This is a genomic window from Micromonospora sp. URMC 106, from assembly GCF_051386395.1.
Lineage (GTDB): Bacteria > Actinomycetota > Actinomycetes > Mycobacteriales > Micromonosporaceae > Micromonospora.
In genome coordinates, this window is sequence record NZ_JBPQTP010000017.1 from 46,106 (window position 1) to 61,741 (window position 15,636).

A 15,636-nucleotide genomic window follows, 5' to 3' on the forward strand; every position below is an offset into this window, starting at 1 on the left:
TCGCTGTGGGTCGCCCGACACCCAGCCACAGCCGCCCGATCATGGCCGCACCGCTCGGATAACCTGCCGTCATGCGTTTCGGGGTGCTCGGCCCGCTGGCCGTCTGGACGGCCGACGGCCGGCCCGTACGGATCCCCGAGCTGAAGGTCCGCGCGCTGCTGGCTGACCTGCTCACGCACGACGGACGCCCCGTGTCGGCCGACCGGCTCATCGACGACCTGTGGAGCGGACGACTGCCCCGCAACCCCACCAACACCCTGCACACGAGGGTGTCCCAGCTACGCCGGGCCCTGGACACCGCCGAACCGGGGAGTCGGGACCTGGTGGTCTCGCAACCACCCGGCTATCTCCTGCGTCTCGACCCCACCGCGACCGACGTCGGCCGCTTCCGGACCCTCACCGCCCAGGCGCGCGCGGCACACGATCCACGCGTGCGCGCCGACCTGCTGACCGACGCGCTCGCGCTGTGGCGGGGACCGGCGTACGCCGACTTCGCCGACGAGCAGTTCGCCCGGCCGGTGGCCGCCCGGCTCGCCGAGGAGCGGCTGCTGGCGCTGGAGGAGCATGCGCAGGCGCGGCTGGAGCTCGGCGAACACGCCGTGCTGGCGGGTGAGCTCGTCGACCTGGTGGCGCGCCACCCGCTACGGGAACGGCTGCGCGCCGTGCACCTGCGCGCCCTGTACCTGGCGGGCAGGCAGGGTGAGGCGCTGGCCGGCTACGCCGAGCTGCGGGAGCGACTCGCCGACGAGCTCGGCGTGGACCCAGGCCCGACGCTCGTCGCGCTGCACGAGGCGATCCTCAGGCAGGACCCCGCGCTGGGCCCGGCGACGTCGACCCCCGCGGCGCGGTCCCGCACCAACCTGCCCGCCGCGCTGACCAGCCTGGTCGGGCGGGCAGAGGCCGTGACACAGCTCCGTGCCCTGCTGGGGTCACGGCGTCTCGTCACGCTCACCGGCCCGGGGGGAGTGGGCAAGACCCAACTCGCCCTGGCGGTAGCCCGCGACGCCGTCGACATGTTCCCCGACGGGACCTGGCTGGTGGAACTCGCCGGCCTCGACCGGGCCCGCGACCCCCGTCCGGCGGCGCTGGCCGACGTCGTGGCCTCCGTCCTCGACATCCGCGACGACATGGCTACCGCCGCCGGCGACCCGCTGGACCGACTCGCCGGAGCCCTGCGGCCGAAGCGGCTGCTCCTCGTGCTGGACAACTGCGAGCACGTCGTCGGGCCGGTCGCCACGCTGACCGAGGCACTGCTGCGTGCCGCACCGGACGTACGCGTCCTGGCCACGAGTCGGGAGTCCCTCGCGATCCCCGGCGAGCAACTCTGGAGCGTCGCGCCGCTGGACGTGCCCGGCCCCGACGCCGAGCCCGCCGACCCGGCCCACTTCAGCGCCGTGGAACTCTTCGTGACCCGGGCTGCCGCCGCCGCGCCCGGGTTCGCCCTCGACCCGGGCAACGCGGCGGCGGTCAGCGCGATCTGCCGCCGCCTCGACGGCATTCCCCTCGCGCTGGAACTGGCCGCCACCCGGGTACGCGCGCTCGGAGTGCACGAACTGGCCGCCCGCCTCGACGACCGGTTCCGGGTGCTGGTCTCCGGCAGGCGCGGCGCGCCGGCCCGGCAGCAGACCCTCCGCGCGATGATCGACTGGAGCTGGGAGCTGCTGTCGGCGCCCGAGCGGATGGTCCTGCGCAGGCTCAGCGCGCACGCCGACGGGTGCACGCTGACGGCGGCCGAGCAGGTCGCCGCCGAGGACGGCATCGACGTCCTCGACCAACTCGCCCGTCTGGTGGACCGCTCCCTCGTCGCCGTGACGGACAGCCCGGACGGCCCGAGGTACTTCCTGCTGGAATCGGTCCGGGACTACTGCGCGCAACGCCTCCACGAGGCGAACGAGCACGACAAGACGCGGCGCCGGCACCTGCGCCACCACCTCCACCTGGCCGAACACGCCCGAGCGCACCTGCACGGGCCCGACCAGCGGCGGTGGCTGGAACGCCTCGACCGTGAGCGGGCCAACCTCCGGGTGGCCCTCGACACCGCGGTGCGTTCGGCCGATGCCGACAGCGCCGCCCGGCTGGTCAACGCGCTGTCCTGGTACTGGGTCCTGCGCGGCCGGCTGACCGAGGCCCGCCGGTCCCTGGACCTGGCGTCGACACTGTGCGCGGACGGCGAGGTGGCCGCCTGGCGGGCGGGCATGGCACTCCTGCTCGACGCGGGCACCGACCCGGCCACCGGCCCGGGCGAGGTCCCGTACGAGACCATCAGCGACCCCCGCGCCCGGGCGAGGGCCCGATGGTTCGTCGCGTACGCCCAACGTGGCTTCACCGGTCTGGCCGCCACCGCCGACCTGCTCGACGCGGCGCTGGCCGATTTCCGCGACCTCGACGACACCTGGGGCACCGCCGCCGCGCTGAGCGTACGGGCCACGATCGCCCGGGCCCGCGGCGAACTGGCCGACGCGCGGCGTGACGCGACGCGCAGCGAGGCGCTCTTCCGGAAACTCGGCGACCGCTGGGGACAGGTCAAGGCGACCAACACGCTCGCCGAACTCGCCGAGATAGCCGGCGACTATCCCTTGGCGGCGCGGCTGCACCGCGACGGCCTGCGGATGGCGGAGGAGCTCTCCCTCTGGAGTGAGGTCTCGTTCCGGCTCTCCGGACTCGGCCGGATCGCGCTGCTCACCGGCGACCTCGCCGCCGCCGACGACTTCCACGAACGGGCCAGGCGCGTCGGCGCCGGGCAGTTCGACACGGTCGCCGAGCACTTCGCGGAGATGGGGCTGGCGTTGAGCGCCCGCCGCCAGGGCAGGTACGAACTGGTCGACGCCCACCTCGCCAAGTGGGTGGACTGGCTGCGCGGCGTCGACGGGGAGCCCGGCCTGGCACTGGTCCTGGCGGAACTCGGATTCGCCGCCGAGCAACGCGGCGACGCCGAGAAGGCCCTGCGCGTGCACCTGGACGGGCTCGCCGCCGCCCGCAGGATCGGCGACCCCCGGGCGGTCGCCCTCGCCTTCGAGGGCCTCGCCGGGGCGCGGGCGCTCGCCGGCGACACGACGCACGCCGCCGGCCTGCTGGGCGCGGCCACGGCACTGCGCGAGTCGGTCGGCGCCCCGCTGCCGCAGGCCGAACGAGGCGACGTCGACCGCATCACCGCCGCCGTGCGCCGCAGCCTCGGAGACGAGGAGTTCACCGCCCGGTACGAACAGGGCCGGCGATCCGGTGCCGACACCGAGCACCTGACCGCCGCCTGCCCGCAGCCCCACTGAGCCGTCCCGTGCCACGATGGACGACGTGACCGGTGTCTTCGGCGACGTCGCCGACCTCTACGACGACGTACGTCCCGACTACCCGAGCGAACTCGCCGACCTCGTCCGCGCCTACCACGGCGGCACCCCCGACGCGGTCGCCGAGATCGGCGCCGGCACCGGCAAGGGCACCGCCGTGCTGCTGCGCCTCGGCGCGCCCGTCACCTGCGTCGAACCCGACGCCCGGATGGCCGCCCGGCTCACCGCCAGGTTCCCGCAGGCCCGCGTGGTCACCTCGACCTTCGAACGGTGGCGGCCGCCCGCCGGCGGCGTACCCCTGATCGCCTGCGCGCTGGCCTGGCACTGGCTCGACCCCGCCACCCGCAACCGGCGCGCCCACGACGCGCTCATCCCCGGCGGCACCCTCGCCGTGTTCGGCCACAAGTACGACTACGCCGACCCCGGGCAGTCCCGCGCACTCGACGGCTTCTTCCGTTCCGCGGTCCCCACGGCGCCCGAACGACCCGCCGGCTGGTTCCACCGCGACATCAGCGACAGCGGCCTGTTCACCGACATCCAGGCCACGCACCTGCACCGCGACATCCCGCTGCCCACCGAGCGCTACCTGCAACTCGTCGCGACCTTCGGCCCGTACCGGACCCTCGGCCCGCAGGACCGGACCCGCGGGATGGCCGCGCTGCGCCGCCTCGTCGACGGCCTCGACGCTCCGGTCGTCCTGCGACTGCGCACCACCCTCGTCCTCGGCCGCCGCCCCACCGACGCCGGCCGGTGAGCCGGCGCGGCGGCCGGACCACGCACGTCGGCATGCCCTGCTCAGCACCTGCCCGACGGGCGGTTCGGCGACCGCCCGGTCGGTGCGGCGGCGGACCACCGCACCGACCGGGTCCGTGCTCAGGCGGCGAACCCCAGCGCCATCGCGCCGACGACCGGCGCCAGGTACAACAGCGGGAACGGCACGTGGGAGTAGGACCGGGCCCGCAGGACGGTGACGACGGCCCCGGTGAAGTACAGCACCAGGCCGACGCCGGCCAGGACGCCGATCACCGGCACGGCCAGGCCCACCAGCAGCCCCGCGGCCCCGGCGGCCTTGGCGACGCCGAGCCACGGCCACCACGAGCGCGGCACGCCGTAGTCGGCGAGTGGCTCGACCACCCACCGGGCCCGCAGGAACACCGACGCCGCGGAGAACCCGACCCACAGCGCGGCCGCCACGGTGACAATCGTGTAGGCAGTGGACATTGCTTCACTCCTCGTCTTCGTGGAACCGGTGCCGGTCCGGACCCGTCTCGCCGGCCGGCGGCGCATACGGCGGCGGGGAGGCCGGCGCCGCGATGGACCCGGACCGGCGCGCCACGACCACCGCGGGCGCGGACGTCAGCGCTCGTCGACGATCTCGCCGTTCTGCACGGTGCCGTCGTGGGTGAGCGCCATCGTCGCCGCCACGGGCGGGAAGCTGGCCGACGCCGCCAGGGCGGCCGCCAGCTGCTCCGCGCTCTCCCACCGCCACACGTCGTGGTAGGTGCCGTCGTCCAGCCGGACGAGCCGCGTCTCGAGCAGACCCTGGAAGCCGGAACGGATCCCGGCGATCAACTGGGCCCGGCGAGCCAGCAGCTGCTCCAGGTTCGCCGGGTCGACGGAGTAGTGATGTACGCGGACAGCAGTCATGATCTTTCCTTTCGAGCGGTCGACGTCGTCGGCCGGGCTGTGACAGAAGGATCATGTGCGGCGGCGTTGACACATCCGCGATGCGTCTACGATGCGTCCTCGACCGATCCACGATCGGAGCACCGGGCGAGGGGGGGGCAGACGGTGACGGTGCGCTTCGCGCTGCTGGGCCCCGTCGAGGTCAGCGCCGACGGGCGACCCCTGGACGGCCTCGCCCCCCGCCACCGCGCCGTCCTGGCGTACCTCCTGCTGCACGCCGGCACCGTGATCGGCCCCGACCGGCTGACCACCGCGATGTGGGCCGACACCCCGCCCGACACGTCACGCGCCCAGATCCACGCCGCCGTCACCGCCATCCGCCGGGTCCTGCGCACCGCCGGCACCGAGGACACCCTGGCCACCCGGGCCGCGGGCTACGTCGTCACGCCCGAGCCCGACACCCTCGACCTCGCCGAGTTCACCCGGCTGACCGTGACGGCGCAGCGCCTCGCCGCCACCGACCCCCGCACCGCGACGGACCGGCTCCGCGAGGCCCTGGCCCTGTGGCGCGGCGACGCCCTCACCGGCGTCAACGCCGCCTACGCGCGCGGCACCCGCGCCCGCCTCGAAGAGCGGCGCCTCGCCGCGGTGGAACGGCTGGCCGAGCTGGAGCTGGCACTGGGCCGCCACGACGCCCTGATCGACGAACTCGCCACCTGGGTCGCCGCCTACCCGCTGCGCGAGCGCCTCGCCGGGCAGCTCATGCGCGCCCTGCACGCCGCGGGGCGACAGACCGACGCCCTCGCCGCCGCCCGCCGCTACCGCGACAGCCTCGCCGAACTGCAGGGACTCGACCCCGGCCGCGCGTTCCTCGCCGTCGAGCAGAGCATCCTGCGCGGCCCTGAACCGGAACCCGTCGTCACCGCCGAAACCCCGCCGCCCCACCCGGCGTCCGGGCAGACCGACCGCGCCGCCAACTTCCTGCCGTACGACGTGGCGGACTTCACCGGCCGCACCGTCGAACTCGACCGCCTCCTCACCGGCCCGGCGCCCCGGATCTGCACGATCGACGGCATGGCCGGCGTCGGCAAGACCGCACTCGCCGTGCACGCGGCCCACCGCCTCGCCGACCGCTACCCCGACGGGCAACTCTTCGTCGACCTCCGGGCCCACACCGCCGGCCAGCCACCCGTCGACGCCGCCACCGCCCTGCACACGCTGCTGCGGCAACTCGGCGTGGCACCCGATCACATCCCACTGGGCGAATCCGAGCGCTCCGCGAGGTGGCGAGCCGAACTCGCCCGCCGGTCCGTGCTCGTCGTGCTCGACAACGCCGCCGACACCGACCACGTACGCCCGCTGCTGCCCGGCGTCACCGACAGCCTGGTCCTGGTCACCAGCCGACGCCGGCTGGTCGACCTCGACAGCGCCCACACCCTCTCGATCGACGTGCTGCCCACACCGGACGCGGTCGCCCTGTTCACCAGCATCGTGGGTGACCGCGCCCGCGCCTCGTACGCGGCCGTCGGCGAGGTGCTGCGCATGTGCGGATTCCTGCCGCTGGCGGTCCGCATCGCCGCCGCCCGACTGCACCACCGACCGCGGTGGACCGTCGAGCACCTGGCCGACCGCCTCCGCGACGAGCGACGCCGGCTGACCGAGCTGGCCACCGCCGAACGGGGGGTCGCCGCCGCGTTCACCCTGTCCTACCAGCACCTGCCCCCACGCCAGCAACGACTCTTCCGCCTGCTGGGCCTGCTTCCCGGCCGGGACGTCGACGCCCCCGCCGCCGCGGCACTCGCCGACGCCCCCGCCGACGACACCGACGCCGACCTGGAACACCTGCTCGACGCGCACATGCTCGCCCAACACGAGCCGGCCCGCTACACGTTCCACGACCTGCTGCGCGAGCACGCCCGCGCGACGTGCGCCGCGCAGGACACCGACGACAGCCGCCACGCCGCGTTGACCCGGCTGTTCGACTACTACCTGCGCACCGCCGCGGCCGCCATCGACGTGCTGTACCCGGACACCAGGCACCGCCGACCGCCGGTCGCGCCGCCGGCCGCCGCACGAGAGTTCACCACCGCATCCGCCGGGGCCTGGCTCGACGCCGAACGCGCCAACCTCGCCGCCGTCTGTGCCCGCGCCGCCGATGGCGACTGGCCGACGCACGCCGCCAACCTCGCGACCATCCTCTACCGCTACCTCTACGACAACGCCCACCACGCCGACGCCCGCGACATCTACACCGCCGCCCTGGCGGCCGGCCGGCGGCTCGGCGACCACGGCGCGCAGTCGCGGAGCCTCGCCGACCTCGGCTGGCTCTCCTTCGTCCAGGGCGCCTACCGGAGCGCGGGGGATCAGTTCGCGCAGGCCGTCGAGCACGGCCGGGCGGCCGGTGACGACGTGGCCGAGGCCCGCGCCTGGCACGGCCTGGGCAGCGTGCACCAGCAGCGACGCGACCACGCCCGGGCGACCGAACACCTCACCCGGGCGATCGAGCTGTTCCGCGGGCGACACGACCGGTTCGGCGAGGCGGTCGGCCTCAACACCCTCGGGGCCGTCCAGGCGCAGGCCGGTCGGCATCCGCAGGCCCACGACGCCCTCCACCGCGCCCTCACCCTGTTCCGGGAGGTCGGCAGCCCGGGCGGCGAGGCCGACGTGCTCGACAACCTCGGCCGGGCACACCGGCGGCAGGGCGCACTCGCCGAGGCGCGCGAGCACCACCGGCAGGCCCTCGAGCTGTACCGGCGGTTCGGCTACCGCCGCGGCGAGGCGCGGGCGCTCAACGGGCTCGGCGACGTGGCCGCCGGCGACGGCGACCAGGCCCGGGCCGCCGAGCACCACCGCGGCGCGCTGGCCGTCGCCCGCGACGTCGGCGACCGACTGGAACAGGCTCGCGCCCACGAGGGACTGGCGTACGCCCACGCCGGGCAGGCGCCGACGGCCGCCCGCGACAACGCCGAGCAGGCCCTCAGCCTGTACGCGCAGCTCGGCGAGCCCGAGCCCCGCGAGCTGCGCGCCCTGCTCGCCCGCCCGCCCGGCTGACCGCCGCGCCCGCCGGGCGACCGCCGCGCCCGCCACGGCGGAGGTCCGCCGGGTCGGGTGCGGCGCGGCCGGGTGGCCACGTCGGTCGCGAGCCGCGGCAGGGCAGCCCCACCATCGGATGCCTGTCAACGTACCGTTGACCGATGATGCCCGAGATCGCGCAGCTGGCCGACGTCGTCGCCGAGCGCGCGCGGCTCGACGAGCGGGAACTCGACCTGATCGACCGCGCGCGGCACGCGGGCGCGACGTGGGCGCAGATCGCCGCCGCTCTCGGCCTCGGCAGCCGGCAGGCCGCGGAGCAGCGCCGGCAGCGCCTGGCAGCCCTACGACGGTCACGGCGACAGCAGCGCGACGCCGCGTACTCGGCGCGGATCGCGGCGATCCGCCGTGCGGTCTGGGACCTGCGGCGGTGGATCGACGCCGACCGGCGGTGGGACACGCGCTTCCGGCGCGCGGCCCTCGTGCGCGAGACGGTGGAGGCGGCACTCGACGCCGACCCGGGCGCGCTGTACGCGTTGGCCTCGCTCCTCGCGGCCGACCTGGCCGAAGCCGCAGACGCACGGCTGCCGGCGCCGGCGCGGGCCGTCGCAGCCAGCCTGGACGCGCTGCTGTCAACGGATCCTTGACGATCCCCGACAAGGTTGCGCGGGAATCACTCAACGCCTGAGGATCTGAGTCGTCCCCGCTCAACCTGGAGGACCCATGCGCCGCAACGCCGGGCTGTTCGTGGCGATCTCGCTGCTGTCGGGCTTCGGCAGCACCGCCATGTCGCTGGTCGCCGGAATCTGGATCCTCGACCTCACCGGCTCCACCGGCCTCGCGGCCCTCGCCGGGCTCTGCGTCTACGCCCCGGTGCTCGCCGGCCCCTGGCTGGGCGGCCTGCTCGACTGGGCACCGAGACGGCCGCTGGTGATCGCGACCAACCTCGCGCTGGCCACCGTTCTGCTGAGTCTCCTCGCCGTGCGGGGACCGGGCCAGACGTGGCTCATCCTCGCCGTGTCGTGCGCCTACGGTGTCAGCTACGTGCTCATCGACGCCGGGGAGACGGCGCTGCTGCCCGCCGCCCTGCCGCCCACGGAACTGGCGAACGTCAACGGCTGGCGTTCCAGCGCCCAGGAGGGCATGAAGCTCGTGGCGCCGCTGGCCGGCGCGGGCCTCTACGCCTGGCACGGCGGTCACGCGGTCGTCGTGCTCAGCGCGGCGATGCCGGTCCTGGTGGCCGCCCTGTACCCGGCCGTGCGGCTGACGCGGACGCCACCCGGGCCGCCGGCCGCGCGCCCGCGCGGCTTCCGCGCGGGGATCGCCGCCCTGTCCGCACAGCGCGCGACGCGCGTCAGCGTCGCGCTCGCCGCCGTGTCGATCGCCATGTCCGGCTTCACCACGGCGGCCGGTTACGCGGTCGTCACCATCGACCTGGGCCTGCCGACCACGTTCCTCGGCGTGCTGCTCAGCGCGCAGGGCGTCGGGTCCGTCCTCGGGGGCCTCGTCGTGGGCCGGCTCATCGCCCGGTGGGGTCCGGTCACCGTCGGCGTCGCCGGCACGACGCTGTTCGCCGCCAGCTGCCTGGTGCGGTGCCTGCCCTGGTGGCCCGGCACCGTCGCCGCCTCGGTGCTCGCCGGCGTCGGCCTGCCCTGGGCCCTGGTCGCCGCGGTGACCGCGGTGCAGACGCACACGCCGGCGGCGATGCTCGGCCGGGTGTCCGGGACCGCCAACACCGCGATGTTCGGTCCGGTCGCGCTGGCGATTCCGCTCGGTTCCGCCGCCGTTCACCTCGGCGGCCGCCCGACGCTCGTGGCGGCTGCCGCCCTGTGCCTGGTGTGCGTGCTGACCCTCGCGCGCCGGCCGGCCGTCCCGCCCGCGGGGCGCGCCGGGCCCGGGCCGGACGCGGCGCGAGGTGGGACGCTGACGGCGCACGAAGCCTAGCGCGACTACGATCGCACGGTGAGCAGCACATCCGCCGCCGCGCAGCGGCTGCGTGACCTTGTGCGGTTGCGTCGTGTGCGTGATCGCATTGATCGGGAGTTTGCGCAGCCGTTGGATGTCGAGGCGTTGGCTCGTGGGGTGAGCGTGTCGGCTGGGCATTTGAGTCGGCAGTTCCGGTTGGCCTATGGGGAGTCGCCGTACGCGTATCTGATGACGCGGCGGGTCGAGCGGGCGATGGCGTTGCTGCGTCGGGGGGACCTGAGCGTGACGGAGGTGTGTTTCGCGGTCGGCTGTGCGTCGCTGGGCACCTTCAGCACCCGCTTCACCGAACTCGTCGGCGTGCCGCCCAGCACCTACCGGGCCCAGACGGCCCGCGCGGCGGCGGAGCTGCCGCCGTGCGTCGAAAAGCAGGTGACGAGACCGGTCAGGAATCAAGAAGCGCCGCTCACGCGGCCGCGCCTAGCGTGACCGCCGTGAGCCCTACGATCGTCGCGCCCGCGACGCGGACGCCGCCCCCGGCCATCCACCGCCGCAACGAGCTGCGCCGAGCCGTCCGGCAGGGTAGCCGCAGGGAACCAAACATACTGCTCGACGCTGGACAGATCGAGCCAGGCGACGCCGACGGGGACCGCCAGAGCGGTCCCGCCTCACAGAGGGAGACACGATGAGCATGGCCACGACGACCGACACGCAATCGCCTGCGCCGCACGTCGCCGACAGCCACGATCTGATCCGCGTGCACGGCGCGCGCGAGAACAACCTCAAGGACGTCAGCGTCGATATCCCCAAGCGCCGGCTGACCGTCTTCACCGGCGTCTCCGGCTCGGGCAAGAGCTCGCTGGTGTTCGGCACGATCGCCGCGGAGTCGCAGCGGATGATCAACGAGACCTACAGCGCCTTCGTGCAGGGGTTCATGCCGACACTGGCGCGGCCCGAGGTCGACCGGCTGGAGGGGCTGACGACCGCGATCATCGTCGACCAGGAGCGGATGGGCTCCAACCCGCGCTCCACCGTCGGCACCGCCACCGACGCGAACGCGATGCTGCGCATCCTGTTCAGCCGACTCGCCCAGCCGCACATCGGCCCACCCAACGCGTACTCCTTCAACGTCCCCTCCGTGAAGGCCAGCGGCGCCATCACCGTCGAGCGCGGCGCCGGCAAGACGAAGACGGAAAAGGCGACCTTCACCCGCCTGGGCGGCATGTGCCCCCGCTGCGAGGGCATGGGCTCGGTCAACGACATCGACGTGACCCAGCTGTACGACGACAGCAAGTCTCTCAACGAGGGCGCCATCACCGTCCCCGGCTACAGCATGGACGGTTGGTACGGCCGGATCTTCCGCGAGGGCGGCATGTTCGACCCCGACAAGCCGATCCGCAAGTACACGAAGAAGGAGCTGCACGACCTGCTCCACAAGGAGCCAACCAAGATCAAGGTCGAGGGCATCAACCTGACGTACGCGGGACTCATCCCGCAGATCCAGAAAGCGTTCCTGGCCAAGGACGTCGACTCCCTGCAGCCGCACATCCGCGCCTTCGTGGAGCGGGCCGTGACGTTCACGACCTGCCCCGAATGCGACGGCACCCGGCTCAGCGGGGAGGCCCGATCCTCCAAGATCAAGGGGAAGAACATCGCCGACCTCTGCGCGATGCAGATCAGCGACCTGGCCGAATGGATCCGGGGCCTCGACGAGCCGTCGGTCGCCCCACTGCTCACCGGGCTGCAACACCTCCTCGACTCGTTCACGGAGATCGGGTTGGGATATCTCTCGCTGGACCGGCCGGCCGGCACCCTGTCCGGGGGAGAGGCCCAACGCACCAAGATGATCCGGCACCTCGGCTCGTCGCTGACCGACGTCACGTACGTCTTCGACGAGCCCACCATCGGCCTGCACCCCCATGACATCCAGCGGATGAACGACCTGCTGCTGCAACTGCGCGACAAGGGCAACACCGTGCTGGTCGTCGAGCACAAGCCGGAAGTGATCGCGATCGCCGACCACGTCGTCGACCTCGGCCCGCGTGCCGGCACCGAGGGCGGCGAGGTGGTGTTCGAGGGGACCGTCGAGGGGTTGCGGGCCAGCGACACGCTCACCGGGCGGCACCTGGACGACCGGACCACCCTCAAGAAGTCGGTGCGTTCCTCCTCCGGCGCCCTCGAGATCCGCGGTGCGTCGACCCACAACCTGCAGAACGTGGACGTCGACATCCCGCTCGGGGTGCTCTGCGTACTCACGGGCGTCGCCGGCTCCGGCAAGAGCTCGCTGATCCACGGCTCCGCCGCCGGCCGCGACGGCGTGGTCGTCATCGACCAGGGCGCCATCCGCGGGTCACGACGCAGCAACCCGGCCACGTACACCGGCCTGCTCGACCCCATCCGCAAGGCGTTCGCGAAGGCCAACGGCGTGAAGCCGGCGCTGTTCAGCTCCAACTCCGAGGGCGCCTGCCCCGCCTGCAACGGCGCCGGCGTCATCTACACCGACCTGGGTGTCATGGCCACCGTCGAGTCCACCTGCGAGGAGTGCGAGGGCAAGCGGTTCCAGGCGTCGGTTCTGGAATACACGCTGGGCGGCCGGAACATCGCCGAGGTCCTCGCGATGTCGGTGAGCGAGGCCGAGAAGTTCTTCTCCGACGGCGACGCACGAACCCCGGCCGCGCACAAGATCCTCGACCGGCTCGCGGACGTGGGGCTCGGCTACCTCAGCCTCGGCCAGCCGCTCACCACGCTGTCCGGCGGCGAGCGGCAGCGGCTCAAACTGGCCACCCAGATGGCGGAGAAGGGCGACATCTACGTCCTCGACGAGCCGACCACCGGCCTGCACCTCGCCGACGTCGAGCACCTCCTCGCCCTGCTCGACCGGCTCGTCGACTCCGGCAAGTCGGTCATCGTCATCGAGCACCACCAGGCGGTCATGGCGCACGCCGACTGGATCATCGATCTCGGGCCGGGCGCCGGCCACGACGGTGGCCGGATCGTCTTCGAGGGCACGCCCGCCGACCTCGTCGCCGCCCGCTCCACCCTGACCGGCGAGCACCTCGCGGCCTACGTCGGCACCTGACCGGCCGTCGGGCTTGTCCATCCCGAGCCACACGCTCGCGCAACCAATGGTTGCGCATCGCGCGCCCGTCGGTTAGCGTGATGCGCAACCAAACGTTGCAGAAGGTGGCGAGCATGGAATCAGGAACCATCGAGCGGGAAATCCACATCGACGCCTCACCCGAGGTCGTCTTCGACGTGGTGAGCAGCCCGGAGCACCTGCGTGAGTGGTGGCCGGACGAGGCGGAGTTCCCCGCCGTGCCCGGGGGAGCGGGGCGCATCGGCTTCGGGGACTGCTCGCGCGACGGCACCTGGGTGCAGTTCGCGGTCGTCGACGCCGTGCCGCCACGGCTCTTCTCCTTCCGCTGGACCCACGAGGAGGGGGAGTCCGCAGCCCCGGGCAACTCGTTCCTGGTGGTCTTCGAGATCGAGCCCGCCGGCACGGGGACGCTGCTGCGGATGACCGAGACCGGTTTCCGTGAGCGCGGCTGGGACGAGGCGAAGGCCGCCGCCGAGTACGCCGCACACGTCACCGGCTGGGACTTCTACCTGCCGCGGCTGCCGGCCTACGCCGCGAGGGTCGGAGCGAACGCGTGAGCGTGACGGTGGACGACGACCTCTGGTCGGCGGTCGGCGACCCGACCCGACGCCGGATGCTCGACCTGCTGCTGAGCGAAGGCACCGCGACGGCAACCAGCCTGAGCCAGCACCTGCCGGTCACCCGTCAGGCGGTGGCGAAGCACCTCGTCGTCCTCGACCGGGTCGGCCTGGTACACGCCAGCACCGCCGGCCGCGAGAAGCAGTTCCACGTCGACCACGCCCAGCTCGCCCGCGCCGTCGCCCAACTCGCCGACGTCGGCGCCGCCTGGGACTCCCGTCTGCAGCGCATCAAGCGCATCGCCGAGGCGGTCCAGCGCGGCACGGACACGAACACCGAGAAGCGGTAGAGAGGGGCACGGAGATGGCAGAAATCCTCCACCGCATCGGCGTCGAGCAGTCCTCGCCGGAGCAGGTGTACGACGCGCTCACCACCCTGGACGGCCTGTCCGGCTGGTGGACCGAGAAGACGTCGGGGGCGACCGACCTCGGCGGTGTGATCGAGTTCCGGTTCGCCGCGGGCGGGTTCGACATGAAGGTCGCCGAGCTGGACCCGGGCCGGCTCGTCCGCTGGGACGTCGTGGACGGACCGCAGGAGTGGATCGGCACCAGCGTGCGGTGGGACCTGCGTCAGGACGGCGACTACACGATCGTGCTGTTCACGCACGAGGGCTGGCGTGAACCGGTCGAGTTCATGCACCACTGCAGCACCAAGTGGGCCGTCTTCCTGATGAGCCTCAAGCAGTTCCTCGAGACCGGCGAGGGCGCCCCCGACCCGCGCGACGTGAAGATCAGCGACTGGCACTGACCCGGCGACGACCCCGACCAGCGCCGAAGCGGTCGGTCAGATCGATCAGGATTCGAGAAGCCCGGGCCCGGAGCCACACCTAGCCTGATCGTCATGGACATCACCATCCACACGAGCGTCCTGCCGCATGACGACCCGGACGCGGCCCTGGCCTTCTACCGCGACGCCCTCGGCTTCGAGGTCCGCAGCGACGTCGGACAGGGCAAGATGCGCTGGATCACGGTCGGCCCCGTCGGCCAGCCCGGCACGTCCATCCTCCTGGCGCCGCCGGCCGCCGACCCCGGCATCACCGAGGACGAACGCCGCACCATCGTCGAGATGATGGCCAAGGGCACCTACGGTTGGATCCTGCTGGCCACCCCGGACCTCGACGGCACCTTCGAGAAGCTGCAGGGCGACGACGTCGAGGTCGTCCAGGAGCCGACCGAGCAGCCGTACGGCGTGCGTGACTGCGCCTTCCGCGATCCCGCGGGCAACCTGGTCCGCATCCAGGAGCTTCGCTGAGCCGTCACCGATTCGGCCGGCGCCGCGCCCACCGGCGAGGAACCCGGCGGCCAGCGCCTCCAGGCCGCCCCCTTCGACCACCTCCTCGGCGACCGACATCGCGAGCACGGCGATGCTGCGCCCGCCGAGGGGGGGCGTTTTCCGCATCGAGCACCTCGCCACCCACCCCGCCAGGCAACCCGGGTGCTCGCGAACATCGACGAGGAGGAGTTTCCCATGTGCCACCCCTCATGGGCACGCGCACGCACCGCCGCGCAGCGGCTGCGTGACCTTGTGCGGTTGCGTCGTGTGCGTGATCGCATTGATCGGGAGTTTGCGCAGCCGTTGGATGTCGAGGCGTTGGCTCGTGGGGTGAGCGTGTCGGCTGGGCATTTGAGTCGGCAGTTCCGGTTGGCCTATGGGGAGTCGCCGTACGCGTATCTGATGACGCGGCGGGTCGAGCGGGCGATGGCGTTGCTGCGTCGGGGGGACCTGAGCGTGACGGAGGTGTGTTTCGCGGTCGGCTGTGCGTCGCTGGGCACCTTCAGCACCCGCTTCACCGAGCTCGTCGGCGTGCCGCCTGGCACCTGGGCCGAGACAGCCCGCGCGACGGGAGCTGCGGCGGTGGGCTACGGCGGTGTCGGACAAGCCCTCCACGGCGCGGTCGGGAGGGCCGCCGGCCTCGGCGAGGAACGACACCGGCCCGGCCCCCGGCCGAGCCGCACGGCGGGCCGCCTCGCTGGCGCCCACGCCTGATGTGTCACTGTTGCCAGCCCCGCCCGGCCGCCGATCACGAGACGGCCGCCGGGCGGACCGACCGATGACCGA

14 protein-coding genes are annotated in these 15,636 nt (G+C 73.3%); 12 read left to right on the top strand and 2 right to left on the bottom strand.

What is annotated here, in order from left to right; translation table 11 throughout:
• Positions 1 to 71 precede the first annotated feature (71 nt).
• Positions 72 to 3,266 carry a BTAD domain-containing putative transcriptional regulator gene (locus ACSNOB_RS08580; protein ID WP_436686038.1) on the top strand — a complete coding sequence of 1,065 codons (3,195 nt, stop codon included), beginning with the start codon at positions 72 to 74 and terminating at the stop codon, positions 3,264 to 3,266.
• Between the two features lie 16 nt (positions 3,267 to 3,282).
• Positions 3,283 to 4,038 carry a class I SAM-dependent methyltransferase gene (locus ACSNOB_RS08585; protein WP_436686039.1) on the top strand — a complete coding sequence of 252 codons (756 nt, stop codon included), beginning with the start codon at positions 3,283 to 3,285 and terminating at the stop codon, positions 4,036 to 4,038.
• 119 nt (positions 4,039 to 4,157) lie between these two features.
• Here ACSNOB_RS08585 and ACSNOB_RS08590 read toward each other — a convergent pair whose 3' ends face one another.
• The gene (locus ACSNOB_RS08590) at positions 4,158 to 4,505 is read right to left on the bottom strand and encodes a DoxX family protein (RefSeq protein WP_436686040.1); all 348 of its coding nucleotides are present in this window, start codon (positions 4,503 to 4,505) and stop codon (positions 4,158 to 4,160) included.
• Positions 4,506 to 4,640: 135 nt separating this feature from the next.
• A complete protein-coding gene (locus ACSNOB_RS08595; RefSeq protein WP_436686041.1) occupies positions 4,641 to 4,931 on the bottom strand; it encodes a hypothetical protein in 291 nt (96 codons plus the stop codon).
• 144 nt (positions 4,932 to 5,075) lie between these two features.
• Here ACSNOB_RS08595 and ACSNOB_RS08600 point away from each other — a divergent pair, with 144 nt between their 5' ends.
• From ACSNOB_RS08600 to ACSNOB_RS08645, 10 genes are all read left to right on the top strand, one after another.
• Positions 5,076 to 7,961, top strand: coding sequence for a tetratricopeptide repeat protein (locus ACSNOB_RS08600; protein WP_436686042.1), 2,886 nt, complete (start codon positions 5,076 to 5,078; stop codon positions 7,959 to 7,961).
• 143 nt (positions 7,962 to 8,104) lie between these two features.
• A complete protein-coding gene (locus tag ACSNOB_RS08605; RefSeq protein WP_436686043.1) occupies positions 8,105 to 8,587 on the top strand; it encodes a hypothetical protein in 483 nt (160 codons plus the stop codon).
• A 76-nt stretch (positions 8,588 to 8,663) separates the two neighbouring features.
• On the top strand, positions 8,664 to 9,884 hold the full coding sequence (locus ACSNOB_RS08610; RefSeq protein ID WP_436686044.1) for an MFS transporter: 1,221 nt from the start codon (positions 8,664 to 8,666) through the stop codon (positions 9,882 to 9,884).
• Positions 9,885 to 9,902: 18 nt separating this feature from the next.
• Positions 9,903 to 10,352 carry a helix-turn-helix transcriptional regulator gene (locus tag ACSNOB_RS08615; protein WP_436686045.1) on the top strand — a complete coding sequence of 150 codons (450 nt, stop codon included), beginning with the start codon at positions 9,903 to 9,905 and terminating at the stop codon, positions 10,350 to 10,352.
• Between the two features lie 196 nt (positions 10,353 to 10,548).
• A complete protein-coding gene (locus tag ACSNOB_RS08620) occupies positions 10,549 to 12,942 on the top strand; it encodes an ATP-binding cassette domain-containing protein (protein ID WP_436686046.1) in 2,394 nt (797 codons plus the stop codon).
• 113 nt (positions 12,943 to 13,055) lie between these two features.
• Positions 13,056 to 13,517, top strand: a complete 462-nt coding sequence (locus ACSNOB_RS08625; protein WP_436686047.1) for an SRPBCC domain-containing protein — start codon at positions 13,056 to 13,058, stop codon at positions 13,515 to 13,517.
• Entirely contained in the window at positions 13,514 to 13,867 is a 354-nt protein-coding gene (locus ACSNOB_RS08630) for an ArsR/SmtB family transcription factor (RefSeq protein ID WP_436686048.1), read from the top strand. Before ACSNOB_RS08625 ends, ACSNOB_RS08630 begins: the two co-directional genes overlap by 4 nt.
• Before the next feature lie 14 nt (positions 13,868 to 13,881).
• Positions 13,882 to 14,325 carry an SRPBCC family protein gene (locus ACSNOB_RS08635; protein ID WP_436686049.1) on the top strand — a complete coding sequence of 148 codons (444 nt, stop codon included), beginning with the start codon at positions 13,882 to 13,884 and terminating at the stop codon, positions 14,323 to 14,325.
• Positions 14,326 to 14,418: 93 nt separating this feature from the next.
• A complete protein-coding gene (locus ACSNOB_RS08640; protein WP_436686050.1) occupies positions 14,419 to 14,829 on the top strand; it encodes a VOC family protein in 411 nt (136 codons plus the stop codon).
• Between the two features lie 216 nt (positions 14,830 to 15,045).
• The gene (locus tag ACSNOB_RS08645; RefSeq protein ID WP_436686065.1) at positions 15,046 to 15,564 is read left to right on the top strand and encodes a helix-turn-helix transcriptional regulator; all 519 of its coding nucleotides are present in this window, start codon (positions 15,046 to 15,048) and stop codon (positions 15,562 to 15,564) included.
• The last annotated feature ends 72 nt before the right edge of the window (positions 15,565 to 15,636 follow it).

Excerpts from the sequence above, each read along its gene's own strand:
- ACSNOB_RS08635 (WP_436686049.1), top strand. The coding sequence starts at position 13,882 with ATGGCAGAAATCCTCCACCGCATCGGCGTCGAGCAGTCCTCGCCGGAG.
- ACSNOB_RS08625 (WP_436686047.1), top strand. The coding sequence starts at position 13,056 with ATGGAATCAGGAACCATCGAGCGGGAAATCCACATCGACGCCTCACCC.
- ACSNOB_RS08645 (WP_436686065.1), top strand. The coding sequence starts at position 15,046 with ATGTGCCACCCCTCATGGGCACGCGCACGCACCGCCGCGCAGCGGCTG.
- ACSNOB_RS08610 (WP_436686044.1), top strand. The coding sequence starts at position 8,664 with ATGCGCCGCAACGCCGGGCTGTTCGTGGCGATCTCGCTGCTGTCGGGC.
- ACSNOB_RS08580 (WP_436686038.1), top strand. The coding sequence starts at position 72 with ATGCGTTTCGGGGTGCTCGGCCCGCTGGCCGTCTGGACGGCCGACGGC.
- ACSNOB_RS08605 (WP_436686043.1), top strand. The coding sequence starts at position 8,105 with ATGATGCCCGAGATCGCGCAGCTGGCCGACGTCGTCGCCGAGCGCGCG.
- ACSNOB_RS08590 (WP_436686040.1), bottom strand. The coding sequence starts at position 4,505 with ATGTCCACTGCCTACACGATTGTCACCGTGGCGGCCGCGCTGTGGGTC.
- ACSNOB_RS08595 (WP_436686041.1), bottom strand. The coding sequence starts at position 4,931 with ATGACTGCTGTCCGCGTACATCACTACTCCGTCGACCCGGCGAACCTG.
- ACSNOB_RS08640 (WP_436686050.1), top strand. The coding sequence starts at position 14,419 with ATGGACATCACCATCCACACGAGCGTCCTGCCGCATGACGACCCGGAC.
- ACSNOB_RS08620 (WP_436686046.1), top strand. The coding sequence starts at position 10,549 with ATGAGCATGGCCACGACGACCGACACGCAATCGCCTGCGCCGCACGTC.
- ACSNOB_RS08585 (WP_436686039.1), top strand. The coding sequence starts at position 3,283 with ATGGACGACGTGACCGGTGTCTTCGGCGACGTCGCCGACCTCTACGAC.